Source organism: Bacillus sp. CDB3, from assembly GCF_002081505.1.
In the GTDB taxonomy this organism is placed as follows: Bacteria; Bacillota; Bacilli; order Bacillales; family Bacillaceae_G; genus Bacillus_A; species Bacillus_A cereus_AT.
This window is the reverse complement of record NZ_ALBR01000033.1, coordinates 12,918-38,101: the sequence shown is the minus strand read 5'-3', so window position 1 is coordinate 38,101 and position 25,184 is coordinate 12,918. Positions and strand designations below refer to the sequence as shown.

The following is a 25,184-nucleotide window of genomic DNA, read 5'->3' as shown; positions in this document are numbered from 1 at the left end:
ATTTTTACACACATAAATTCCAGTTTTGCATACCGATGTTATAACATGCTTACAAGGAGGAAAAATGATGCACTACCGTACATTAGGTAAAACTGGAATTACTGTTTCTGAAATCGGCTTTGGAGCGTGGGCGATTGGCGGCGATGAATGGGGTCCTGTTAACGACAAACAATCTATAACCGCTATGAAGAAAGCAATTGAATGCGGCGTAAACTTTATTGATACTGCTGATGTATACGGTTTAGGACATAGTGAAAGGTTAGTAACTCAAGCAATAAGAGAGCACCGTAACAATATCGTTTTATCAACGAAAGGCGGTTTAATTGGGCATCACTATGATCCAAGTGGAGAGCCTGTTTATAATACTGCCGAAAAAGTGATCGCAATATTTGAAACTAGCTTACTTCGCTTAGAAACAGATTATATTGATGTTTATTTCTGTCACATTTGGTGGGATAAACAAGAAGAAACAGAAGCATTTTTACGCGCATTTGAAATATTAAAACGGGACGGAAAAGTAAGAGCTGTTGGTGTTTCAACTCACGACCTACAATATATAAAACATTTCAATAAAAACAATGAAATTGATGTTGTGCAACTTGATTACAACATATTAAACCGAAAACCAGAAAACGACATACTGCCCTACCTACAAGAGAACAATTTAGGAGTTGTTATACGCGGGCCTTTAAAAATGGGGATATTAACTGGAAAGTTTACAAATAAAACAACTTTTCCTGACGGAGATTTACGCAAAGAATGGCCAAAAGAAAAGTGGTTTCAAGAAGATTTACAAAAAGTAGAAAAATTAAAGTTACTCTCAAATAAAAATCAGACACTAGGGCAACTTGCACTTCGCTACGTCCTCTCCCATCCAGCAGTATCGGTCGCAATTCCTGGCGCAAAAACAGAAACACAAGCGAAAGAAAATGCAGATGCAACTACCCGTCCGATCCTTACAGATGAGGAATTAGCGTATATTCAGTCAATATAAAACAAGACCAGCAGTTGGATTTTTCAACTGCTGGTCTTGTTTTACTTTTAATATTGTAAATCTATATCATATTCCATTCTCTTCGCTGTTTCTTCAGCAATCCGAGCACCTAACAAGTTTTTCACAATATGAAATGACATGTTAATTCCGGCTGAAATTCCACCAGACGTAATAATATGCCCCTCATCTACAAACTTTACATTTTCTAATACTTCAATATTCGGAAAATCATTTCTAAAACTTTCAATACTTGCCCAATGTGTTGTCGCTTGTTTTTCTTCAAGTAAACCTGCTTTCGCTAACAAAAGCGCTCCAGTACAAACAGAGGCCATTAGCTTCACTTCTTTCATCTGCTTACGAATCCAATTTATTACAATTTCATTTTCCACTTCATTTTCTCTAACACCTAACCCACCAGGAATAATTAAAATATCAACTGGAGGCAAGTTTTCGATACTATAGTCCGATTGTACCTTTAATCCATTTCTCGCTGTAATCATTTCTCCATCTTGACTAACAGTATGAACTGTAAATGGTTGACCTTCACTTGTTACTGTAACGGAAAATACTTCAAATGGGCCCGCAAAATCTAACACTTCCACTTCCTTAAAAAGAAATATCCCTACATTCCAGTGGCTAATCATAAGCTCACTTCCTCTTGCAAATGATGTAATAGAGATTCATGCCCTTTTTCTAAAGCAATATCATATGCGGTTTTCCCATCATTTTTCTTAATCATTTTATTAGCACCATTTTCAAGAAGTAATATAATAATTTCTTCATCTCCTAATAACGCTGCTTCATGAAGTCCTGTCCAGCCACCACTTTGCATAGCATTCACATCTGATCCCTTTTCAATTAAGAAAGCTACAAGCTCGCTTTGCTTATTCGCAATTGCTGCTTGAAGAGGTGTATTTTTATTTTCGTTTTTTGCTCTAATATGTATTTCTGCTCCCTGCTCTAAAAAGAAACTTGCAATTTCTTTCTGTCCAAAATAGGCAGCTAAGTGAAGCGGTGTCCATCCATCTTCACTAAATGAGTTAACAACACTTGGATCCGTATTAATGATTTCTACTACCTTTTCTTTTTCCCCACTTATGACTGCTTGTGATATTGATATGATTTGTTCCATAATGAACCTCCATGTATACAAATATTAAGTTCCCCTTAATAAATTCCATTAATAATCACATGTTCCTTTCTAAATAATTAAGTTTACATAATAATATTATTTTTATAATTCGTTATCCTAATAAAAAAACAACCCACTCTTGAGTAGATTGTTTTCGGATTTCATTTTTATAATTGTTTTTAAAAAATATCATTTTCACTTGCGACTAATTAACATTAATAAAAATGAAATGAAATTATATATTTAGTAGCCATGAGCTCTTTACATATCGAAACCGCTATTTACTTAAATTAATAGTTTTTTATCATTCGAAAGTCAAAATGAATTTTATCCTTACATTTGAAAAATGCATATGTAGTAAGCATCTATAACGGTACTCTTATCATACTAATCTATAACAATTCTGCCTTCTTCCCTTACCTGTATCCTTTAAAACATAAGACTTTAAAACGAGTGCTGTTAGTGAATCTGTTAATGTTTTATATGATAAATTTGAAAGAGCTAATAGATCGTTCGTATATAACATTCTATGCTTCTCTAATAATAATAGTACTAATCTTTCTGACGGTTTTAATGTTTCATCACTTTCTAGTATAAAATCTATATTTTTCATATTCCTACTACTTACTCCTTATATAAAAAAATGATATTAGTAGTTATTTAATATAAAAATACTACATAACAAATTTGAAGATATATCGAAATAATATAACATTCAAACACTATTATACTATAACATATAAAAGGCATTTCCCCAAATTGGAAATGCCTTTATATTTCTCCCTTTTACTTATATAATTGGTATGATTGTTCTAGTCCTATATTATATTTCGTATTATTGTCCGTCCATTCTCCCCCTAAGTTTCCTGGCCATCCTGATGTATTGGCAACATATTTAAGTAACTCCCAATCAACCAATCCTTTTTTCACACCGCGTTCATACGATTTAACCATATTAGAAATCGCTATTGTTGCATTTATTTGTGAATCCATTAAGCTCTCTTCCGATAATTGCGCTGGCGCTAAACCATCACGATGTAATTGAAACAGACCGAAAGATGTGCCTTTATCCCCTATCGCTTTTCGATCAAATTTTGTTTCATGATCAGCTATAGATAATGGTATCCACTCTGGAATACCATACCTCTTTGCAACTTTACTAATTACTTGTTTATTATTTTTAATCTCTTTCTGCTTTTCATAGTTAATATAAATTACATAACTTAAAGTAACTAACGTAAGTAATATGAATATATATTGTAGCGCCTTTTTCATCATTTCATCTCCTGCTTTGTATATGTTTCATTTTCTACATCTACTATAAAACTTTTATGTGACATTCATTTGACGAAATGATTTTAATTATACTAAGTCGTCACATTTTTAACTATCAATCTGAAAACTGCAATTCTTCTAAAAGACTTCTTCAACACATAAAATATATCCCCGCTATAATAAAGCAAATTGAAATTATCGATAAAATTGTACCATGAATTTCATAAAATGCAGTAAATAATTTTCCGTTTGATCTATCCCAACTTTCTAATGTACCCACGTAAATTGCGGAAGTTATATATGTAAGATCGAATAGGAGAACACCCAAAAGAACATAAGTTACTCCAATATTTTTCATTATTAGCTCACCTCCATTAATTTTATTTGTGAATAAAACAAAAAAGACCTTTATACGTTAAAGATCTTTTTCATCTTATTTTTATTGCAAAAAACGCCAGAATCTAAAACAAAAACTCACTTCAGTATATATATATCCATATACAAATTAAATACTATAAGGTTACCAGCGTCTTCTCGATTATCATTTTTCACATTAAATGTTTCTTGCAATATGCGGTTTGCTGTAATGACTCGTTCCACCGCCACCTACTACTACTTTACCGCCTTTTTCGAAGATTAATAATTTCCTTGAACCATCTGAAAGTAGCACTATTACTTCAGCATGATTACTTGTCGCTACATAGATTACATAACCACTTTTTGAAATACAAGTTTCCCAATGCTTATCAAATTCTGATCTCACAACTCGATTAGAATACACTTGATTTTCAAATCTTCCGTGTTCTTCGTTTTCCAAATTCATTCTACCTACTCCCCTACAGTATCATTTATATTAAAAAACAGCCCCAATTAAAATTGTGACCACCTTGAATATAAATAGTATATGTGGTTTTCAAGAGAATGCTTGGACAATAAAAACGTAACAACATTTTAAATTTTACAATCGAAACTTCTCCTTAATGATTTCCGCTACTTCATTAGCACTCAAATGAGAATTATTAATTTTTATATACTCTTCTTTTTCAATTTCACCATGAAGAGAGTTTAATCTATGTGGTTTTTTAATTACGCTCTAATCTTTCAACTATTTCTGCTTCAAGTTCTATAAAATATACTGCTGCACCTTTTGATTCAAAATAATGAAAACTAACAGAAACATTTTTAATAAAACTCTAGCAAACAAATACAATCAATATAAAAGAGCTTACCATAGTAAGCTCTTTTATATCATCCCTCTCATATACCTTTACTTCACAATCGGCAATGTTACTTCACTCAATTTTACCGCTAGTTTTGTTCCTGCTTTCGGTCTAATTGTATAATCGTAGTCACTTGCGATTAAGACGACTCCTATTTGATGCCCTGCTTTAAATACGTAATCATCCGGCTGCATGTCCCATGTGAATGTGTAATCTTTACCAGGTTGAATCGCCGTTGAATTATTTATACTATTCAAGTTTTGTGGATCCATCCAACCTCTCGTTACAATTTCAGGCTTCGCTCCGCCGTAATCAACGAGTAACGCGGTTAAATTTGAAACAGACCGATCAATATTACCTGTTATTGAAATTTTCGGCGTACCACTTATTCGCATATCTTTTTGCAGTACAGGCATTGTATATACTAATCGATTTGCTACTTCTAGCTCGGGGTTTTCTACTAATTGATTCGATTTTATTTTTGCATCATCTACTAATGAGAAAACCTTGTTTACTGATCCCATACTTAATGGTAGATTGACTGCTTTATTACTTAAATACATACGGACTTTTGATGGTACAGCCGCAGGATCTGGCCAATTTTTTATTTTTTGCCACGATTTATTTTCACGTTGTACATCTACCATTGGTTCATCCATTATTCCATTTTCAATTCCATATAACCAATAATCAAACCATTTATTTTGCGTTTGTTGCCAGTTATTACTTGATGTTCCGCCATGTCCACCTTGATGTAACCACATTTTTCGAGGAACATTATTTTCACCAAGTGCTTCCCACCACTGTGCGAACTGCTTCGTTTTTACATTCCAATCATTTAATCCATGAACAACAAACACACTAGCCTTCACATTTTTAGCATCTTTTACATAGTTACGCTTATCCCAAAATTCGTTATAATCGCCTGTTTTACGATCTTGCCCAGCAGTAAGTTCTTTAATGATCGGACCACAAGCTTCAGGGTTCTTTCTTGTCAGTACTGCTTCAGCCATATTATCTGTATCTTCTCCTTGGTAACCTCCCGGCGCAATTACTGCCCCATTTGCACGATAATAGTCATACCAACTACTAATCGCTGCAATTGGAATAATTGTTTTTAAACCTTCAACACCAGTCGTTGCCACTGCATTCGGTAGCGTACCATTATAAGAAACTCCTGTCATTCCTACATTTCCCGAAGACCAACTTGCGTTTACTTCCTTACCATCCTCTGTATATGCTTTTGCACGTCCATTTACCCAATCAATGACAGACTTAGTCCCTAATATTTCTTGCTCATCTCCAGTGGTCGGACATCCATCTGATTTCCCAGTTCCGATACTTTCACCTAAAATAACTGCATATCCTCTCGGAACATAATAATTTCCGTATGAACCAAGATTAACAGCTCCATACGGTTTTCCTCCATATGCATTCAATTCTTCATCAACATTATAAACAGGAACATCTTTTAAACCAGCTCGATATGGACTCATTTCATAAATAACGGGGACTTTCACATCTGGATTCGTCTTTGGACGCATAACCTTTACTGATACACGATCTTTTTTACCATCTCGATCACTATCAACTTCTGTCTCTACAAATAAATTTTCTACGATGGCTTCATCAAGTGAATAGATGGGCTTCGTCATCCCATTTTCTAATTCAATTTTCGTGTTTGACGTTAAAGCCTCTGAAATTTGACCATTTAACATAGCATTTTTGTCTTTTACGGAGCTCCCTTCATTATTTTCTGCATGTGCAGTCATACTAGAAACCCCTGAAGTAATTGTTAAAGATAATATAGTCGATAGTGTAATTGCTATTTTCTTTTTCTTCATGCCCTTCCCTCCCCATATATTCCTTCTCTTACTATACATCAAAATACAGAAAATTCAGTTTATATTTTATATAAAAAGTTGAGAAATTTGTAGAACTAACTATCAAATCTTTTCATATAATAGAAAAGGAACTAATCACAATTAGTTCCTTTCTATATACATATAAAATTGTATTTCCCCGTCTACTACCGAAACCCCGTATTCAAATCCATGCCTTTCTAAAATACTTTTTACTATCGCTAGTCCTAATCCTGTACCTGATTTTTCTTTACTACGAGAAGATTCTAATACGTAAAAAGGTTCCCAAATTTTATCTATCTCTTTACTGCCCTCAGCGGCAATACCATTTTGAATTTGAAAATACACAACGCCATTTTTCTGTTCTAATGTGATTTTTATATTTTGATTTGTTGTATATTTTATCGCATTAGAAATTAAATTTTGAAAGACCATTCTCATTTTATTTAAATCAGCATAAACAATTGTATCACCAACATTATAGTTTACTTGCAACTTGATTTCTTTCGACTCCAGTTCAATCTTATGCTTATCTATTATACTTTGGACTAGTGATTCAATATGGAATTCTTCTTTTTGTAAAATATCTCTTTCTAGTTTAGAAAATCGCAATAACTCTTCAATTAAATTTGAAATTTGATCTGTTTGTTTAATGATTGTATCAACATATGTGCCATCATCTAAACCGTCTTTTATTCCCATAGAATATGCTTTTACTAATGCGATTGGTGTTTTTAATTCATGAGTTACATCGCCCATAAATCGTTTTAAATGTTCATTTCGATTTGTTAGATCTTGATGTGCTTCATGTAAATTATCACTCATAATGTTTATACTATTTGCTAAATCACCTATTTCATCATTCGTTTTAACTTTCGTCCGTTTAAATTTCAGACGTGAAATACCTTCTGCGACATCACTCAATTCATTCAGTGGTGTAGTGATTGTTTTTGAAAAAATCCAGACGAGCACGATAATAAGAAATAGTGAGAATCCCAAAATGTATAAATAAAATGAGTTAAGCGTTTTAATTACTTCATTGGAATGTGCGATAGAAACTCCTACTAAAATCAACATATCATCTTTCGCAATGTATTTCACAAAAAAACTAGATTTTATCTTTTCTTGATCATATATTTTATTCGTTTGTCCGAGGTTCTTCACTTTCGTAATTTCTTCTTTTGTAATCCAAAGTTTATTCAATGCAACTCTCTTTTTTGTAAGTTGCATGCGTAATTCTTCATTAATAGCATCTTCTGAACTATTTATTGATGTATAAGCAATCGTAACATTACCTTCATTTTCAATACGATTTATAGCATCATCCAGTTCTTTACGCGGTATTGACTGTATTTGCGCTGTAATGCCTTCTAAGCTTTCGCGTGTTTTATGCACATTATATTTTGGTAAAAAATAGTTAATTAATAATAAAGAGACCGTGTAAATAAGGATGACTGTTAAAGAGATGCTAAAAAATAACTTTTTACCGAGTTTATTCACACTCTTCCTCCAAACTGTATCCTAAACCGCGATGTGTCTTTATAATATTTCCTCCTATTTTTTTACGTAATCTTCTTACATGCGTATCAACCGTTCGCTCTTCCCCAAAATAATCAAATCCCCAGACGATATCTAACAACTTTTTCCTCGTTAAAATCGTGCCTTTATGATTTAAAAAACATTTTATTAATTGTAATTCTGTCTTTGTAATGTCTAATTCTTTCTCGTTTTTATATACTTTATTTTTGGTGAAATCTATTTTTAAATCTTGAACTTGAATAACATCTTCATGCTGTACAAGCTTTTTCGCTCGCGTAATTAGCACTCCTGGGTGAAATGGTTTTTTCACATATTCATCTGCCCCGCTTTGAAGAGCTGCTAATTCATCTTCACTTTCACTTTTCGCAGTAAGCATTAATACTTTTACACTCGAATTCTTTTTTATTTCCTGACAGACAGTAATACCACTACTTTTCGGCATCATCCAGTCTAAAATAGCTAAATCAATTTTCTCATCATAAAATATTTGAAGTGCTTCCTCTCCATCTTTTGCTAATAAAACTTCGAAGCCTTCTTTTTCAAAATACGCTTTTAAAATTTTCAGCATATCTTGTTCATCATCCGCGATTAATACTTTCATTACATTTCCTCCATTACTTATAAACAAATATCAATTTTATCATACAACTTCTTTGTTACATCAATGTGACATAAAAATATTTACAACGTTTGAGGGTATAGTAAGTGTGAGGTGTTGTTTCATGTTCAAAAAAATGGAGTCATTACTCTTCTCTTCTTTTTATTATCAACAAATGCGTTCGCAAATACAAATAAACAAATTGAAGTATTTGATTGCAAAAAAGAAATGGTAGTCCAAAAACAATCTTTAGATTCAGCCATTCAAAAAGAAGCAGTTCAATACGCAAAATCAATTACTGGTCCATTTAAAAACTTAAATGTCGTTCCGAAAGATGGTCATATGATAAAAATCCCGTTATCAAAACCTATTCCTATTACAAATCAATGGTTACATACAACAATCGATGAAGTACTCATTCTTCTCCCACTTAATGAAAAACCTTACATTATGCTTTACGATGATGAGAATAATCCACATTTTTATTATGTAAAAGGTGATCCTGGGTTACTATTGAAACAGATGAAGGTTAGAATGTAATTGACTGCAGAGAAGTTACCTCACAAACTGAACTTTTGTTGCTGAGGTTCTTTTTTTTTGCTATTGATTCGATAAATGAAATTACACGAACGTTGATTTCGATATTCAGATTTCAAAACGTGACAGCTACTATTATTCGCAATTAAGCCGTTATCTTTAATTTTTAAACTCATCTAAAACCCTCACTATTTTTAGTTTCAAACACTTATATAATGATTTAATTGTCCACACTGATTTGTTGGACAAGCATAAAATAAATTAAATCTACTATAAAGGAGGAACAAATATGAAACACCATCATATACTTACATGCAAACTCATCTCATTTGATGGGACAACACTGACCGGTGTCATTAAAAATGGTATTTCGTTGACTGCAACGGTAATATCTAAAACAATTTATCATGCGACAAACCTCAATCAATATATCCCTACTGATCCAGTCCTCCCACTAATCACGTCCTATAATAAAGCCGTTAGATCAGGTAAAAGCACCATTATTTTAAATACCGTAACGCAGCTAGCAAACGCCGGAGCAAATGTACAAATTCGTTTGGAACCCTATAGCACGATCATAACTTCCTTTCGCCCTACATCCTCAATAATATAGATTGGATGGCTCCAGAAGCCACTTCGACGAAAGCTATTCTAATCCCCTTCAGAAATCATCAATACCTTGATTGCTCCCTAACCTTATTCTTTCAATATACTTGACCTTACAGATTTTTAAAGTTCCCAAACTACAACTTAAATTCCCCCCACCCATCATCGTTACTATTCAAAAAGAAAAACATGATTGTGTATTTTGAGATGCAAAGGAATTCATATTTACCAGCATTCACCAAGATATACCGATTTACCAATAAGTATCAACAACTTAAATAGCTGTCCAAAACTTTTCTTTGGACAGCTCTACTCCTATAACACTTTATAATGACTAGATCCTTTATATATTTTCCCTTTCATAAATCCATTTGCAGTATAGAACATATCACCTTTTTTTGTATCTGTATGTAAAACAACAACTTGAAAATACTTTTCTGCATGACTTAATAGTCGGTTTAATAGTAATTTCCCTAACCCTTTACGCCGATAGTCTTTTGAAATATAAAATCTCCTTAACCGGCCAATCTTATTGTCTTCTATGTACGGATCTTTATTTAAACCTCCAATTCCAATTAACATTTCCTCTTGAAAAATACCATATAAACATTCTCCAGTTTTATTAAATGTATTTATTTCGGTTTCATATTCATTTACTAATTTCGTTAGGAAATTAAAGCCTTCTTCTTTACTTTCTTGGACAAGGTGATTAATCTCATATTTTAATACATTTTTAAATTTCTTCATTTGTATTTCTTTCACCCTTGCCACCTACTCCTTCTTTTAAAATTAATTTTAACGTTTCTTTATTCATTATTTAACCAATTCACTAGTTTAGGAATTGTATTTGCGTACAGGTTTATTTCATTTAATGTTGTAGCCACTTGAGCAGTTCCTAGTTTTTGATCCTCTTCATCTGTACATTCAATCCTAAACGAGCGTTTTAAATTATACTCTAACCAATCTAATCTCCCTAACAATCCCGTCGCTAACACATCTTCCCAGTTTGCTTGTATTACACCATGTTTCTTCTTATACCCAATTATAAAAGAAGAGAATCTTTGTTTATCAACCTCACCTTGTTCATTTTTTGACCAGTAAATTGCGGTTTCAATTAAATCTTGCATCGGATTTATATAACCAGCTGATTCCCAATCAATAAGCACTGGTTTATTATTATTCCACATTACATTTTTAGGATCTAAGTCTCTATGACTTATTACCTCTGATTTTGAAAGTATTTCGGATGATTCAATTGCTGCCACATTCCATTTTTTGAGGTTATCAAAATTTTTCAGTAGCAACTCATCCCATTCTAAGTGTTCTTCTTTCCCCTTTAGCAAATAATAATTCCAATCAATTAATTCGTCATTTTCGAACCCATCATTGGTTATATCTAACTCCCCAAAATCCGTTTTATGTATTTCCGCAAGGATTTCACCTATTTTTTCGCAGTGGACATTATTTATTTCATCGTCTTTCAGCCTTTCGCCTTCTATCCAATCAAATATGAGATAAAACTGATCATTTATTTTTTGTATAGAATCACCTTTAATTTTTTTGGCTGGGAGAGCTGGTACCTTTTTAGATACGAGAGTAGTTATTTTCTCTGAATTATTATAGTTTTGCATCGCCTTTGGTCTAAGCATTATTTGAGGATTTAGAAGTTTTATCGCGTACTTTCCTTTTGATGTTTCAATAACATACATCCGATGCAAAAGCCCACCACATATAGATTTTGGAACATTCAACATCTCGCCAAGTAAAGAATTTTTGCATATACCTTCAAAGTCTAAGTAATATTTGATACTACCCATTTCCTCACCTATTTTTCTATGTAATAATTACAAAACAAAAATGCCCTAAAATATATTATTTTGAGCATTCATTTGTCTGTTCATTTATTTAATTTGTAGTGTAAGAATTCTTCAATTCAGGTAATATTCCCTTCAATTCCATTAAATCATTTATTACTAAATCAGCATGAGCGAGTTCCTCTTCTTGTGCAAAGTAAAAATTGCACCCAATCGCAATCAAGCCATTATCTTTCGCTGCATGTATATCAGATAAACGGTCCCCTACTACTGCTGCTTCTTTTATATCATACTTGTCCAAAATACTTTTAACTAAATCACTTTTATTAAGTGAGTTTATTTGTTCAATACTAAACGTTTCAGTAACCCATTGGTCTAAAGCATAATAAGATACGATCGCTCGTAAATATTCAGTTAAACCATTACTAGCAATATAAATTGAACAATTATTTTCTTTTATATATGTAAAAATTTCTTTTACGTTCGGGTATAAAGCACCTTTTCCACTCTTAATGTTTTCAATTAATCTTTCTAAAAAATATGCATCAGTTTGTTCTCTTACTTCAATAGAATGATTCGGTAATAAAGCTTCCCAAACTTTCGGTAACGGCACACCCATGATTTCACGGTACTTATCAATTGGTGTTACCGTATCCCATAATTGTAATGAACTTAAGTGATCAAATGTATCATCTAACGATAATTCTAAAATTTTATCTGTTTGAAATAACGTTCCGTCCATATCAAAAATTAATGCTTGTAACATTTTATTCTCTCCTTTTGAACTATAATACAATTTTACTCGATATATTTTTTAGCATCTCAACAATAATTTCTGAACAATAATTCGCTGCAGTTTTCGCGAAGTCATCATAGGAATCTTGCGCTTCATCATCTGCGCTGTCAGAAATACATCTCATAACGAGAAACGGTATATCATTTATATAAGCGACATGTCCAATTGCTGCCCCTTCCATTTCTGTACAATGAGATGCATATTCAATAACTAATTGCGCCTTTAATTTTGAATCCTCGACGAAGCATTCTCCGCTGACGATTCTTCCTTCATGAACTGTAATATTTAAACTACTACTATTAACAGCCTTTCGGGCTAAATCTCTTAATTCCTCGCTTGCATGAAACGCTTCTTGAAACGGAAATAGATTCTTCATTTGATTTTTATTAACATCATGATGCGTAACATTTGTAGAAATAACTAGATCGCCAACTTTTACATCTGGATGTAACCCGCCAGCAACACCCGTATTGATGATAGCATCTGCATCAAATTTATGAATTAATGTTTGCGTACATGCGGCTGCATTTACTTTTCCTACACCACATCTTGTAACAATCACTTCGGTTCCCATGAATTCTCCAACGTAAAATGGCATTCCTGCAATTGTCTGTTGCTCTTGTATAACTAGTTTTTCTAATAGTAAGTCTATTTCGATTTGCATTGCTCCGATAATACCGATTCTGTTCATGTATGTAGTCCCCCTTTATCTATTTGCGCTCCCCCTGCATAAGCTGCAAATATTCATCAATATCTTTATTTATTTGTATAAAAGCTTTATTCCAAAACTCATAATTTGTTAAATCAATTTCAAAATGTATTTTCATAAGTTCTTCAACTGGAGCTTTTCCCGTTTCTCGCAAAAATTCTTTATACTTCAAATGAAATTCCCTTTTATTTTCTTTCGCTAATTCTAGTAAACTAAAACTTACTAAATAACCAAATGTGTATGGATAATTATAAAAAGGAACATCTGCTATATAAAACTGAACGTATTTCATCCAAACAAACGGCTGATATTCTGATAATGCATTCCCGTATGCCTTTTCTTGCGCTTCTATAGATAATTTCTCGATTTCATCAGCACTTAAAGGACCTTCTTTTCTTCTTTCATAATAACTCTTTTCAAATTGGCATGATGCACGAATTGCCATTACATAATTAAAACTGTTTCTTATTTTCCAACTAAGCAATGACTTTTTCATATCTATACTATCTGTTGTTTGAATTAGATAATTTATGAGCACGGTTTCAAAGAAAATAGACGCTGATTCTGCTGTACTCATTGGCAAATAATCATCTAAAAAAGAAGTAGATTGCTCAAAACTCATATTATAAAAATGCCAAGCATGTCCTAGTTCATGGGCAAGTACTCTTACACTATCAATACTCCCGTCATAACGCATTGAAATACGGGATTCTTTTTCACTGAAAAAAGGAGCGCAAAACCCACCTGGTGGTTTATTATCTCTCGGTTCCGCATCTACCCATCCACTTGCTATTGCATTACGTGCAAATTCTGCAAATTCTTCATCTATATTTTTTAATGCATCATAAACGTTTTGTACTGCTACTGAAAAAGGAATAATGGTCTCATTATTTTCCTTTACTGTCATAAGTTCATGCCATGTAATTGAATCTTTCCCTTTCTTATACACGTTTACAGCGCTTACTAATTTATCTAGATTTTCTTCTGTCGCATTCCACATTTGTAATAAAACAGTTTCAGAGATTCCATTCACTTGAAGAGATTGTGATAAAATCTCACTATCTTCTATTTCGTTACTTTTTATATTACGTAATCTCCCTATTTGATTTAATACTGTAGCAAAGATTTCTTTTTCCTTATTTAATGCGTTTGTTAGTAACTCGAAGACTTCTAACCTTTCCTTTTCATTATCACTATTCATTGCAATATTATTTGCTTGTCCAAATAATAAAGCTTTTTTATTGTGTATTATTTCTATCTTATTCCGTAATTGTATATACATATCTTCCCAAGCTTTTAATTCATCTTCTATTAGCTTAATGCTTGAATTATTACCATTAATATTTTGTTCCTTACTAGATTCTATTAAAAGTTGCGTTTCTTTCTTTAATTGATTTATTTTTACACTTAATAAATTATTTTCAGGGGGCACATCATCTTCAGTAGATCGGCAATATAAATAGTATTCTGCTTTTTCTATAGCCTGTATAAGTTGTGAAAGAATTGCAGGATCTCTTTTAGCTTTATAGTCTACTTTTAACTGTTCTATAGAAAACTTAAAGTCTTGTTCATCAAAATATAACCTGTATAAATCCCATTGAGTTGGAGTTTGTATAAGGACATTCATTTTAATAACCTCCTATTTTTGCAAGTAGTTACAACAAATTAACTCCTACACAATTATATATGAATAAAGAAAATTTTAACATCATCAAAAATTCCGTTTTTATCGAAATTAAAAAGATGATTCCCGTTAAATACAGAAATCATCTACTTATAGACCTTATTTATTTTCATAACTTGGAATACGCTGTTTCAAACAAATTCTTCTTGGTTATACAGAAATAGCACGTTTATAAATTAAGCAACTGTTTCTTCTTAGCGTTAAATTCCTCTTCTGTAATAACACCCATATCTAATAATTCTTTAAATTTCTTCAGCTCATCTGCCACAGATACCCCAGGTGTTGTAGCAGGATGAGTTTCAATAGTGCTATTTTTTAATGAATCCAAAACTTGGTGAACATTGTTATTAATAGATGTTGCTGAATCTTTATCTAAAGAAATATTAAATTTTTCTTGCGGTGTATCAATCGTTAAAATCCCAAATAATAAGCCTTTTTCAAATGTTATATCATTAATTTTTTCGTAAGCTACGGATTTGAATTTCTCACCAGTTAAAGATTTTTGCCCGAACATAATTCGTTTATTAGTAATAGTATATGCGAAATTACGATCATGTTTTGTTGCAGATTCATAATTATGTAAACCGATAAACGCCATTAAAACTTCTTCGCCTTGCATCAAGTTTTTTTCAATTACTCCGAAATGTTTTAAGCCCCACTTTTCGTTATGCCCAGATCCAAATTTATTATCCACACAGTATTGATACATTCCTTCAGCAGTTGACATCGGATCTTCATTAATTTTTTCTGTCCTTGCATCGACTACGGCTTTTTTCTCTTCAATCATTACCTTAATCTCTTCAATTGTAATTTTATCTACTGGCACAACAGTCATACCACCTGCTGCTTTTAAGCAATCTGGACAAACCCAAGCGTTTGATTTTTTTACTTTATAACGATTCAATCCAACTTTATTATCACAGACACCGCATACCACTTTTAAACTAAAAAACCCCATAATCAGCCTCCAATTTTATATATAGTAATTCTATTATTTTCAACAATATTTAGCAGCCCACTTTATGATTAACACTAAAAGGTTATTAAACTTGCTTAGATTTCATTTATTAATAGAGAAACATATACACTATCACTAATTATTTCTGGAATCAATAGCATATTATCATTTAGAAAAAATTACCTTCAAATAAAAAAAGGATTGATCAAATGATCAATCCTTTACTCTACTTCATTTAAGAAAAATAACGTTATAACGCCAGGTCCTGTATGTGCTCCGATTGCTGCACCAATTGTATTTACGATAAATACTTCACAACCAAATCTTTCCGTAATTAATGCTTTTAATGCTTCAGCTGTTTCTAAATCGTCACCGTGTGTAATACCGATTGTTTGACCTTTAAGGTCTTTTCCACGCTCTTCCATAATATCAACAATTCGGCTTAATACTTTCTTTTTCCCTCTTACCTTTTCAAGTGGTACAAGTTTTCCTTCATCCACATTTAAAATTGGCTTAATGTTTAATAAACCACCGATGAAACCAGCTACTTTACTTAAACGTCCACCTCTAACAAGGTACTGCAAATCAGCTACAGTGAAGATGTGCTCCATATGGTTCATTAGAAAAGCGACACGGTTTAAGATATCTTCTTTTGATGCGCCTTCTTTTGCCATTTTAGCAGCTTCTAATACGACAAGCCCTTGGCCAAGCGAAGCACATTTCGTATCGATAATTTCTAAATCTAAATCAGCATATGTTTCTTTCACTTCTTCTTTAATAACAACTGACGATTGATATGTACCGGACAGTTCAGATGAGAAAGCTAAATATATACAAGGGTTTCCTTCTTTTGCATAAGAAACAAATTTTTCTTGGAAAGTTTCAAGTGAAGGCAATGACGTTCTATAAACTGCACCTTCTCTCATTTTTTGCAGTAATGTAACCGATTTTAATGTAACCCCATCTAAATACTCTGTTTCTGCTTCATCATATACACGGAGTGGAATTAAATCAATATCATATGCTTGCAGCAATTCTACCGGTAAATCCGCCGCACTATCCGTAATGATTTTAACACCCATTTTTAAACCTCTATTCTGTTATAAATATAAAAAATATAAAATAAAAATAGTACTTTTAAATTATATACGTAAAACTTAAATGAAGAAAGGAAAAGACTTTATATTGTATGCACTATTCTTCAAAACTTGAACTGTTAATAAAAATCATGCCATTCTAACTACTTTTTTCCTGTCATCATATTCTATATAATGACAATAGCACAAGTTTTCTGAATGGGGTGGTATGGAAATGAGTATTCAACTAGCTACATCTAATGACTTAGAATGGATTAATACACAATATGATTCAATAGGGTTTGGACGAAGTGATTTAAAGCGGGATAAAGTTGCAATCATTACATAGAACAATGAGTACGCAGGGGTTGGACGATTAATCCAACTAGATGATAATACTATAGAAATGGGTGGAATTTTTATTCCCCCTAAATTTAGAGGTCTACAATTAGCTGGGGAACTTGTTTCATTTTTAGTAGTAACAGCGAAAGAATTACAAGTACAAAATGTATATTGTCTTCCTTTTGAGGAATTAGAAAAGTTTTATAAGAAATATGGCTATACTGAGGTCGATACTACGAAAGAAGTTGTTCATCCAATTATTCTAAAAAAATATAATTGGTGTTTAGACCATTATGATAACATGTTTTACTTTTCAAATTATAAGTGCACTTGAAAGAGATCCTATAAAAAATGTAACGTATTTCATATTAATATTTTCTAACTGTTTATATATACCTTCAAACTCAGATAATAACCCTACTTTATTTGGTCACCTTCAGCTTCTTCAAGAGATACAATTGCTACATACGTTTTCTACTAATATCTCGTTCTTTTGTTTAAAATTACCTAAAATCGTATTCCATCAAATTAACTACAAGATAAACTCCTATATAATACAGTTAAGTAATTAAAAGGCGCGTTATTCATGATATATGTATAAAACTTGTTATCTTTATTGTTGTTGCAATTGGTGCAATTATTAACTTATACCTAGAATTTAAAAAATCTAAAAAAAGTATATTCTCAATCGTTTTTTTATCAGTACTCTTAATCGGAGCCTCAGGTTTAATCAAAAATATTTCATCTCAATTTTTATAGATGACTGATTAAAAGTCAATGTTCTGTCCATACTGTAGTAACATGATTGTATTTCTCCATTTTCCCTTGGAGAGGAGCAGTTAGCTTTTGCTAGCTGCTCTTTTATTTAAAACGATATCATCCATTATCCACAAAATAAGTATCATACGCCTTATCAAAAACATATCCTAGCTTTTCTGCTAGTTTTGCAGATGTAGTATTCGCTGCATCCCAGTTTGGATATATCCCTTTTTCTAAACAGTCCAAGATTAACGCTGCACTAACTATAGTTGCTAATCCTTTTCTTCTATGATTGTGATCAGTCGCAACTTCAATTTCAATGCCATTATCATATATACTATACGATGATGCACCGCATACAACTTCCCCTTTATACAAAATACTATAACCTATACCTCGATTTATATAATCTTCTACCGTTTGAAATTGACTTGTAAAATCTTCGGAGACCTTATGTAATGTAGGGATATTTACGATATGTTTATCGATTCTTCGTAACTCGTATCCTTTTGGAAGCGCTGATATAAAAGATTGTAATTTTGAATGATCGAAAACTTCCGCATTCCGTTTGAATTTATAGCGTAAAAACTTATCTATTTTTCTTTCGTAAAATGTTTCTAAACGCTTTTTCCATTCTTCACTATTTACGATTACTAACATTCTATCAGGAATGTTGCGTAATAACTCGTCTGTTTCCTTCACATTTGGATCTCCAGTATAAAATGTGAAAATCCCTACTGTAACTTGCGCTACTGTCGGATTTTCAAGATTGTTTACCCAAGCGGTGCCCATATGTCCTTGTAAATAAGAAAGTAACACAACATTATTAAAATCCTCAAATAGAGAAACTAATTTTTTTCTAGTATGTATATTTGCTTCATATATCATTTACATTCCCGCTTTCTATAAAATCAATATAACTCTATATCTTTATGAATCCACTTAAATAACTTTTTTTACTCATCCGTTTATTCGTCATATAAGCAAACGCCTATTACACTTAAACTTCATATAATTATAAATTATTCACAAATATAAAATTATTATAACATCTATTCAAAAAAGAAAACTTCACTTTTTTGATTTTAAAACACACATCTTTTTATCTAAATAAAACATATTTATTGATAAAATTTTATACGTATACCAAATCTATCTAAATAACTGTAAGATTGATTAATAACTAAGCTTTTTAAGGGGGATTATAAAATGTCTGATTTCTATTCTCGTCTTTCAAAAAGTGATGCCGCTGTTCTTCTAGTGGATCATCAAACTGGCCTGATTTCTAGCCTAGTGCGTGACTATGGTGTTGATGAGTTCAAGAATAATGTTTTAGCTCTTGCTAATACCGCTAATTTTTTTGATTTGCCGGTTATTTTAACGACTAGCTTCGAAGACGGCCCTAATGGTCCACTCATGCAGGAATTAATTGAACTATTTCCAAATGCTCCTAAAATAGCGCGTCCTGGACAAATTAACGCGTGGGACAATGATGAATTTGTAAAAGCTATTGAAGCAACGGGTAAAAAACAGCTAATTATCGCAGGCGTAGTTACTGATGTTTGTGTTGCGTTCCCGGCTCTATCAGCTGTAAATGCAGGCTATGAGGTATTTATTGTAACGGATGCATCTGGAACTTTTAGTAAACAAGTTGCTGATGCCGCTCTTATGCGTATGGCTCATGGAGGGGTACAACTCATGAACTGGTTTAGCGTTGCAGCTGAATTACAGCGCGACTGGCGAAATGATGTTGAAGGCTTTGGAGCTTTACTTGCTAAACATCTTCCAAGTTATCAAAATATCATCGGAAGCTATATGGGAGCTCAAAAAGAATTTAGTAAATAAATTAATCAATCCTTGATTTAACTTGATATCAATTCCGAATAACTATGTAAAGACTACCAACAGTGATTTACATAATTAAGAAAAGGGCTATTGAAGTAGCCCTTTTCTTAGTTGCTTTACAAATTGACCTCTTTCACACTTAAATAATATTTTTCTAGCTTTACTGTAATGGGTCCCTTCATAAATTATTGTAAAAAACCGTATCCTGATAGAAATTTGTACATAGCAATAAAAAATATAACTAACCATCCTATTTATTTCTAACATTCATATTAACAAAGCGGTTTTTTCGTTACTACAATCTACCTAGTATATGTATTAACCCTTATTATATTGTAAGAGGGTTAATACATATAAATTCTTTATATCTCCTTCTTAAAAGTAAAAGATTCTGTTGCGCCATTTTTAAATAATTTAGTCATCTTGATAATTGACTTGTACGTATTGTTGTCATTCATTATCACTTTCTTCATCTCTTCTATTTCAACATTTCCAGTTCCACTCTCTTTTTTTAAACAGTTCGAAATGTTGAGGTATCCACTAGATGCGAAAAGAATAATAAACGTAATGTCAGGGAAATTAATGAGCAGTAATCCGAAGTTCAAAGGATTTGCAGCCGTATCCGATAATATCAATCGAAAATCTAATAGATCAGGTACTTGAACGAAATCTTTAGAAACAATCGCTTCACCTACTATAGTAATTTGCTTTACTACGTTGCCAAGTTCATCTGTAAATTCAATACAACTAGGTGCATCAATTGTTTTAGCTTGTAAAGATAAATTCAATTCAGAATTATAAAAGTCGAAAAAGAGTGTGCTTCCCTCCGTTAAACACTGTGGACAAACATTTCCAAGGAGACTAAAATCCTCTTCAATAAATTTAACTTTCGCTTTACAACTACACACTTTTCCTATTCGAATCGCATCAATCTTTGAACAATCTACAAAAATAACATCATTGTCCTCTTGTACAAATGACACGATACCTTTCATCTTGTTAAATGAAAGAAAATAGGATACAACAAATTCCTTTCCGGCTATTACGATACTCTCAACCTTAGTAAAAGGTTCTAGACTTTGTAAAAATTCACATATGCTATTTTGACAACATTTGCAATTTCGTTTCGGCTCGCAATCCACTTACATTCAATCCCTTCCCTATATGTTTTTATCTAATACACATAATATGAGCGGGATATAAGAAAAGCTTGGACAATATAATTTTTACGTAAGGATATAATTATTTACTCATAACATCAATAAGGAAATTACATCAATAATAAGTAATAACACATAATTTTTATTACAAATACATATAACAATTTCATCTTTCAATGAAAAAGCGTTATAATGAGGTGTAGCCTCTACGATTACGTTATAAAGGAGATTAAAACAATGGCTAAAATTAAAGTGTACCAAGCAAAAGAAGAAAATATGGAAGCAGTAAAAAACATCATTGATGTTGAGGAACAAAACCCAACTGCTGAAAACTTACAAAATCTATACGCATGTGTATTAGAAACTGAAGATATGGCATTGCCTGAATCATACATTGAAGAAGATATCTTAATTGATTCTATGGAAGTTATGGTTAACGCTTCTCAAAGCAAACTAAGAGACTTAGGTACATACGATGTAATCGAAGTTCAAAACAAAGGTAAGAAAACACAAATTTTATTATTAGCAGACGAAGAATACGAAATTATCGAAGGCTAATCTGAATCCGTACATATGAAAAAAGCTCCTTTCAAAATTGAAAGGAGCTTTTTCTTTACGCTTTTGATGTTTCACTTTTTACCTTGTTTTGTTTTTTCTTAAATACCATGCGCTCATTTCCCATAAAGAAAATGAATACGAATGCTAAACCTGCTGGTACTAACGCCCACATAAATGTTTGAACGATTGAACTAGAAAGAGCGTCAATAATTTTATCTAATATTTGCGGCGGAATTTGAGATCTTGCCGATTCTGATAGAATAGCTCTTGAATCTCCTAAAGCGTTTGTATTCATCCCCCCGCTCATACCTTTAAATGCCTCTTCTAGCTGGTTCTGGAAACCAGTTCTTTGAATCATTCCAAAGATCGTAATACCAAGCGTCATACCTAATGAACGAATGAAGTTACTCGTTGAAGTTGCAGACCCGCGTTGTTCCATACCGAAGTTGTGAATAGCTGCCATACTTAGTACAGAGAATGAGAAACCGACTCCAAATCCGATAATAATCATATAAATCGTTAATAATACACGACTTGTTTCTGGCGTTAACGTGCTTAATAAGAATAATCCAAGTAGCATAATAACAGCAGAAATAATCATAATGTTACGGTAGCTAAGCTTAGTCGTTAAAAATCCGCCTAACTGCGCTGTTACGACCGATCCCAACATCATCGGTAAAAGTAACAATCCTGAGTTTGTTGCAGTCCCGCCATATACACCTTGAATAAATAACGGAATGTACACAGTTGCTGACATAAATGCAGCTCCGTAACATAATGCAATAATTGTACTCATTCCAAACAGACGTTGTTTAAACATCTCAAATGAAATGATTGGCTCTTCTACTTTTCGTTCAATATAAATAAATGTGATTATTAAAATAACGAATCCAGCAAATAAACTTAAAATAAAGCTAGAATCCCAATCATATTTTTGCCCGCCAAGTTCAAGTGCAAACATTAAACAAATTACTGCACCAACTAAAGTAATTGCGCCAAACCAATCAATTTTTTGCTCTCTATGAACTCGTGACTCTTTATAAAAGAATGTAATAAAAATAAGTGCTAAAATGCCAAGTGGTAAGTTAATGTAAAATACCCAGTGCCAGCTAATGTAATCTGTAATATATGCGCCAAGTAACGGCCCGAAAATGCTTGATAAACCAAATACTGCTCCGAATAAACCACCCATTTTCCCGCGCTTTTCAGGAGGAAAAATATCAAACACGATAGTAAACGCGATCGGCACTAATGCCCCGCCGCCAATACCTTGAATGGCACGATAAATGCCTAACTGTGTAATATTTTCAGCAGTACCACAAAGTGCTGAACCAATCATAAAGACGATTAAACCGAAAATAAAGAATCTCTTTCTACCATACATATCGGATAGTTTACCGAAAATCGGCATACCTGCCATTTCTGCGACCATATAGGCAGAAACGACCCATACAAAGTTTTCAAGACCTCCTAAGTCACCAACGATCGTTCCCATCGCTGTTACGACAATGGTATTATCCATTGATGCCATTAAAATACCTAGCAATAAGCCCGCCACAACAAAGCCAAGCTTATTATTCTTCTCAACCATATCTCTTGCTCTCCCTCGCATTACTTATATTTGTTTATGTTCTTTTACGATCGCATTGCCTTTCTGATTAAAACTAGTATGATATTCTACTACACTAATTTCACAGCCAGGGCCTATTATAACATGATTTCCTCTTACTACGTCTGCTATTGTATGTTCTAAATAAATATCATCCCCCTCAATAATTGATGTTTGAAGGCTTCCTGCATGACTTGTAAAAGGAATAAATCTCGATTTTTTACGTACTGTAATCTTTTTCCCACCGATTTCTCTCACTTTACTTCCTTCATAACGAAGTGAGATTTCAATATGTTCAGCATTAAGCAAACCATCACTTTCAAGACCACCAGTTAGTGATAATTCTTCTACTTCAATATCCCCCTTCACATTTAAAGCACCTTTCACATCTACGAAATCACCTGAAAACCTTCCTTTTACTTCAATCATACCTCTTACTTTTGTTTTTTCAATATGAGCATCACCATGCATTTGTGTATTGCCATATACTTTTATACATTCCGCATCTACGTTTCCTTGTACTTCACTATCTCCATACACGACATAGTTTTTAACTTTCATATTGCCACGTACATCACTCGTGCCGTACGTTTTAAATTCATTACAGCTCATATCATTAGAAATTGTTCCTTCGCCGCGTATCTTTACTTTGTTATAATCTCCGCCTGCTGAACTACCAGAACCATTTACAGTAAGACTATGTTGATGTTCCATACTCATTTCTCCCTTCCTTTAAACCTGCTTAATTTCTTTTACATTTGCACTTTTATCAACAGTAAGAACACCAGTATATTCAATAAGTTCAATCTCACAGTTCGGTCCTACTGTAACATTGTTTCCCCTTACCGTTTTTATGTGAGCATAATCAATATCGATATTGTCACCTTCTAACAATTCAGCCTCTAACTGCAAGCCAAATACTGTTTTAAAAAGCCGACTAAAAGTACTCAATCTATGTCTTACTTTAATCGTTTGACCGCCAATTTCTTTCGCTCTACATGTACCGTGAATATTAATATTAATTTCATCTGCGCTTAATAAACCGCCAACTGTAAATTGTCCTTCAGAAGAAAAAACATCAACCTCGCAATTACCATCAATCGTCGCTTGACCGTTGATTTTAAATTCTTCACCGATGACATTTCCACCTATCGTACCTTTTCCTGCAATTTTTAAACTGTTCGCCTTTACATCTTTTGTAATTGTCGCTTTCCCATCGATTCGCATCATTTCTGCGCTAACTGTACCATCCACTTTACCCGATCCGCTAATTCTTGCATTACTGCTTTTCAAATCACCAGTAACTGCACCGTAACCATTACATTCAAACTGCTCACATTTAACGTTTCCATTAACAGTTCCTTTTCCGTTTAGCTGCACTTTATGAAACACACCACCATTCGATGAACCGTAACCGTTTATAATTAAATTTTCTGTACGCATTATTTCTCCTCCACTACAACAGTTTAGTTTTTAATGCTTCGGTATACTTCATAATCGCTTCTCGTAAAACAATTTTTGTTCCCTTTTCAAAAATTAAATCCTCAATATTTGATACTAAGAAACATGTAGAAATCCCTATTTTTCGAATCATAACTAAGTCACAATTTTTGTTCTTAATTGCTTCATAATTTTCTCGTAAAACTTGCAGAACCATTTTTCCTTCTTCTAAACTAACGTCTCCTGATTGTAGTAACTCTTCTAACATATACACATAAAGAATATCTACAAATCGAAAGTCTGTCGTTTTGTTCGTTTCCTCAATAAAAAATTGTAAAACTGGTTCTGATGTAATCCCTTTACGAATGAGATCCTCTTTCGTTAAATGAATTTCTGTCACGCTCGGTGAAAACATATTTGCTAATTCATCTAATGATAAATCTTCTTTCATCGTTTGGATTTTATCAATACGTTCTAATATCTTTTCTTTCGGAAAAAATGTTTCCTGACCAGTGAATGTTGACTTTCGTACAAACCAATCTTCCGGAATTAAATTTTTTCTCTTCCACCTATATAACTGTCCATATGAAATACCCGTAAGTTCTAATAAATCTTTTTTTGAAATTAAATCTGTACTCAACTGTATAACACTCCTTCCTGATGACAATGTA

Annotated in this window: 26 protein-coding genes and 2 pseudogenes; 6 read left to right on the top strand and 22 right to left on the bottom strand. The window is 32.7% G+C overall.

Annotated elements, in window-relative coordinates; all coding sequences use genetic code 11:
* The first annotated feature begins 67 nt into the window (after window positions 1-67).
* Complete coding sequence (locus CDB3_RS10185; protein WP_128854437.1) at window positions 68-994, top strand: aldo/keto reductase; 927 nt, start codon at window positions 68-70, stop codon at window positions 992-994.
* A 47-nt stretch (window positions 995-1,041) separates the two neighbouring features.
* Here the strand turns inward: CDB3_RS10185 and CDB3_RS10180 are convergent, their stop codons facing one another.
* The 9 genes and pseudogenes from CDB3_RS10180 to CDB3_RS10135 form a co-directional block, all read right to left on the bottom strand.
* The gene (locus CDB3_RS10180) at window positions 1,042-1,638 is read right to left on the bottom strand and encodes a DJ-1/PfpI family protein (RefSeq protein ID WP_128854382.1); all 597 of its coding nucleotides are present in this window, start codon (window positions 1,636-1,638) and stop codon (window positions 1,042-1,044) included.
* On the bottom strand, window positions 1,635-2,126 hold the full coding sequence (locus CDB3_RS10175) for an ankyrin repeat domain-containing protein (RefSeq protein WP_128854381.1): 492 nt from the start codon (window positions 2,124-2,126) through the stop codon (window positions 1,635-1,637). Before CDB3_RS10175 ends, CDB3_RS10180 begins: the two co-directional genes overlap by 4 nt.
* Window positions 2,127-2,508: 382 nt before the next feature.
* Window positions 2,509-2,739: a hypothetical protein gene (locus CDB3_RS10170; RefSeq protein WP_000789035.1), complete on the bottom strand. Its 231-nt coding sequence runs from the start codon at window positions 2,737-2,739 to the stop codon at window positions 2,509-2,511.
* A 173-nt stretch (window positions 2,740-2,912) separates the two neighbouring features.
* Window positions 2,913-3,404, bottom strand: a complete 492-nt coding sequence (locus CDB3_RS10165; protein ID WP_128854380.1) for a transglycosylase SLT domain-containing protein — start codon at window positions 3,402-3,404, stop codon at window positions 2,913-2,915.
* Window positions 3,405-3,954: 550 nt separating this feature from the next.
* On the bottom strand, window positions 3,955-4,218 hold the full coding sequence (locus CDB3_RS10155) for a hypothetical protein (protein WP_128854436.1): 264 nt from the start codon (window positions 4,216-4,218) through the stop codon (window positions 3,955-3,957).
* A 141-nt stretch (window positions 4,219-4,359) separates the two neighbouring features.
* Window positions 4,360-4,558 (bottom strand): annotated as a pseudogene (locus tag CDB3_RS10150) (shikimate kinase); the annotation flags it as partial.
* Between the two features lie 110 nt (window positions 4,559-4,668).
* The gene (locus CDB3_RS10145) at window positions 4,669-6,465 is read right to left on the bottom strand and encodes a Xaa-Pro dipeptidyl-peptidase (RefSeq protein WP_128854378.1); all 1,797 of its coding nucleotides are present in this window, start codon (window positions 6,463-6,465) and stop codon (window positions 4,669-4,671) included.
* A 141-nt stretch (window positions 6,466-6,606) separates the two neighbouring features.
* Window positions 6,607-7,983: a sensor histidine kinase gene (locus CDB3_RS10140; RefSeq protein ID WP_128854377.1), complete on the bottom strand. Its 1,377-nt coding sequence runs from the start codon at window positions 7,981-7,983 to the stop codon at window positions 6,607-6,609.
* On the bottom strand, window positions 7,976-8,623 hold the full coding sequence (locus tag CDB3_RS10135) for a response regulator transcription factor (protein WP_002168205.1): 648 nt from the start codon (window positions 8,621-8,623) through the stop codon (window positions 7,976-7,978). The genes CDB3_RS10140 and CDB3_RS10135 overlap by 8 nt, the downstream gene beginning before the upstream one ends.
* 114 nt (window positions 8,624-8,737) lie before the next feature.
* Here CDB3_RS10135 and CDB3_RS10130 point away from each other — a divergent pair, with 114 nt between their 5' ends.
* Window positions 8,738-9,160 (top strand): hypothetical protein, encoded by a 423-nt coding sequence (locus tag CDB3_RS10130; protein WP_128854376.1) that lies wholly within the window; start codon window positions 8,738-8,740, stop codon window positions 9,158-9,160.
* Window positions 9,161-9,446: 286 nt separating this feature from the next.
* Window positions 9,447-9,770 carry a hypothetical protein gene (locus CDB3_RS10125; RefSeq protein ID WP_128854375.1) on the top strand — a complete coding sequence of 108 codons (324 nt, stop codon included), beginning with the start codon at window positions 9,447-9,449 and terminating at the stop codon, window positions 9,768-9,770.
* Between the two features lie 308 nt (window positions 9,771-10,078).
* Here CDB3_RS10125 and CDB3_RS10120 read toward each other — a convergent pair whose 3' ends face one another.
* The 7 genes from CDB3_RS10120 to CDB3_RS10090 form a co-directional block, all read right to left on the bottom strand.
* Complete coding sequence (locus CDB3_RS10120) at window positions 10,079-10,510, bottom strand: GNAT family N-acetyltransferase (protein WP_372708532.1); 432 nt, start codon at window positions 10,508-10,510, stop codon at window positions 10,079-10,081.
* A 59-nt stretch (window positions 10,511-10,569) separates the two neighbouring features.
* Entirely contained in the window at window positions 10,570-11,580 is a 1,011-nt protein-coding gene (locus CDB3_RS10115; protein ID WP_128854373.1) for a phosphotransferase, read from the bottom strand.
* An 88-nt stretch (window positions 11,581-11,668) separates the two neighbouring features.
* Window positions 11,669-12,343, bottom strand: a complete 675-nt coding sequence (locus CDB3_RS10110; RefSeq protein WP_128854372.1) for an HAD hydrolase-like protein — start codon at window positions 12,341-12,343, stop codon at window positions 11,669-11,671.
* A 19-nt stretch (window positions 12,344-12,362) separates the two neighbouring features.
* Window positions 12,363-13,064, bottom strand: a complete 702-nt coding sequence (locus CDB3_RS10105; RefSeq protein WP_128854371.1) for a 5'-methylthioadenosine/adenosylhomocysteine nucleosidase — start codon at window positions 13,062-13,064, stop codon at window positions 12,363-12,365.
* A 19-nt stretch (window positions 13,065-13,083) separates the two neighbouring features.
* Window positions 13,084-14,709 carry a M3 family metallopeptidase gene (locus CDB3_RS10100; RefSeq protein ID WP_128854370.1) on the bottom strand — a complete coding sequence of 542 codons (1,626 nt, stop codon included), beginning with the start codon at window positions 14,707-14,709 and terminating at the stop codon, window positions 13,084-13,086.
* 226 nt (window positions 14,710-14,935) lie between these two features.
* Window positions 14,936-15,724, bottom strand: a complete 789-nt coding sequence (locus CDB3_RS10095) for a PH domain-containing protein (protein WP_128854369.1) — start codon at window positions 15,722-15,724, stop codon at window positions 14,936-14,938.
* Between the two features lie 221 nt (window positions 15,725-15,945).
* Window positions 15,946-16,806: a DegV family protein gene (locus CDB3_RS10090; protein WP_128854368.1), complete on the bottom strand. Its 861-nt coding sequence runs from the start codon at window positions 16,804-16,806 to the stop codon at window positions 15,946-15,948.
* 229 nt (window positions 16,807-17,035) lie between these two features.
* Here CDB3_RS10090 and CDB3_RS10085 point away from each other — a divergent pair.
* Window positions 17,036-17,466, top strand: a pseudogene (locus CDB3_RS10085) (GNAT family N-acetyltransferase).
* 552 nt (window positions 17,467-18,018) lie between these two features.
* Here the strand turns inward: CDB3_RS10085 and CDB3_RS10080 are convergent.
* A complete protein-coding gene (locus CDB3_RS10080) occupies window positions 18,019-18,789 on the bottom strand; it encodes a GNAT family N-acetyltransferase (protein ID WP_128854367.1) in 771 nt (256 codons plus the stop codon).
* 321 nt (window positions 18,790-19,110) lie between these two features.
* Between CDB3_RS10080 and ycaC the strand changes: the two genes are divergently transcribed.
* Window positions 19,111-19,746: an isochorismate family cysteine hydrolase YcaC gene (gene ycaC / locus CDB3_RS10075; protein ID WP_128854366.1), complete on the top strand. Its 636-nt coding sequence runs from the start codon at window positions 19,111-19,113 to the stop codon at window positions 19,744-19,746.
* 362 nt (window positions 19,747-20,108) lie between these two features.
* Here the strand turns inward: ycaC and CDB3_RS10070 are convergent, their stop codons facing one another.
* A complete protein-coding gene (locus CDB3_RS10070) occupies window positions 20,109-20,888 on the bottom strand; it encodes a BC_2878 family exosporium-associated protein (RefSeq protein WP_128854365.1) in 780 nt (259 codons plus the stop codon).
* 255 nt (window positions 20,889-21,143) lie between these two features.
* Between CDB3_RS10070 and CDB3_RS10065 the strand changes: the two genes are divergently transcribed.
* Window positions 21,144-21,464 carry a hypothetical protein gene (locus CDB3_RS10065; RefSeq protein WP_001062735.1) on the top strand — a complete coding sequence of 107 codons (321 nt, stop codon included), beginning with the start codon at window positions 21,144-21,146 and terminating at the stop codon, window positions 21,462-21,464.
* Window positions 21,465-21,519: 55 nt separating this feature from the next.
* On the opposite strand, the gene CDB3_RS10060 is transcribed toward CDB3_RS10065, so the two are convergent.
* Genes CDB3_RS10060 through CDB3_RS10045 form a run of 4 tightly spaced genes read right to left on the bottom strand, consistent with a single transcriptional unit; the run spans window position 21,520 to window position 25,153 of the window.
* Window positions 21,520-23,055, bottom strand: coding sequence for an MDR family MFS transporter (locus tag CDB3_RS10060; protein ID WP_128854364.1), 1,536 nt, complete (start codon window positions 23,053-23,055; stop codon window positions 21,520-21,522).
* Between the two features lie 24 nt (window positions 23,056-23,079).
* Complete coding sequence (locus CDB3_RS10055) at window positions 23,080-23,787, bottom strand: cytoplasmic protein (protein ID WP_128854363.1); 708 nt, start codon at window positions 23,785-23,787, stop codon at window positions 23,080-23,082.
* An 18-nt stretch (window positions 23,788-23,805) separates the two neighbouring features.
* The gene (locus CDB3_RS10050) at window positions 23,806-24,516 is read right to left on the bottom strand and encodes a polymer-forming cytoskeletal protein (RefSeq protein ID WP_128854362.1); all 711 of its coding nucleotides are present in this window, start codon (window positions 24,514-24,516) and stop codon (window positions 23,806-23,808) included.
* Between the two features lie 13 nt (window positions 24,517-24,529).
* Window positions 24,530-25,153 (bottom strand): YhbD family protein, encoded by a 624-nt coding sequence (locus tag CDB3_RS10045; RefSeq protein ID WP_128854361.1) that lies wholly within the window; start codon window positions 25,151-25,153, stop codon window positions 24,530-24,532.
* Between the last annotated feature and the right edge of the window lie 31 nt (window positions 25,154-25,184).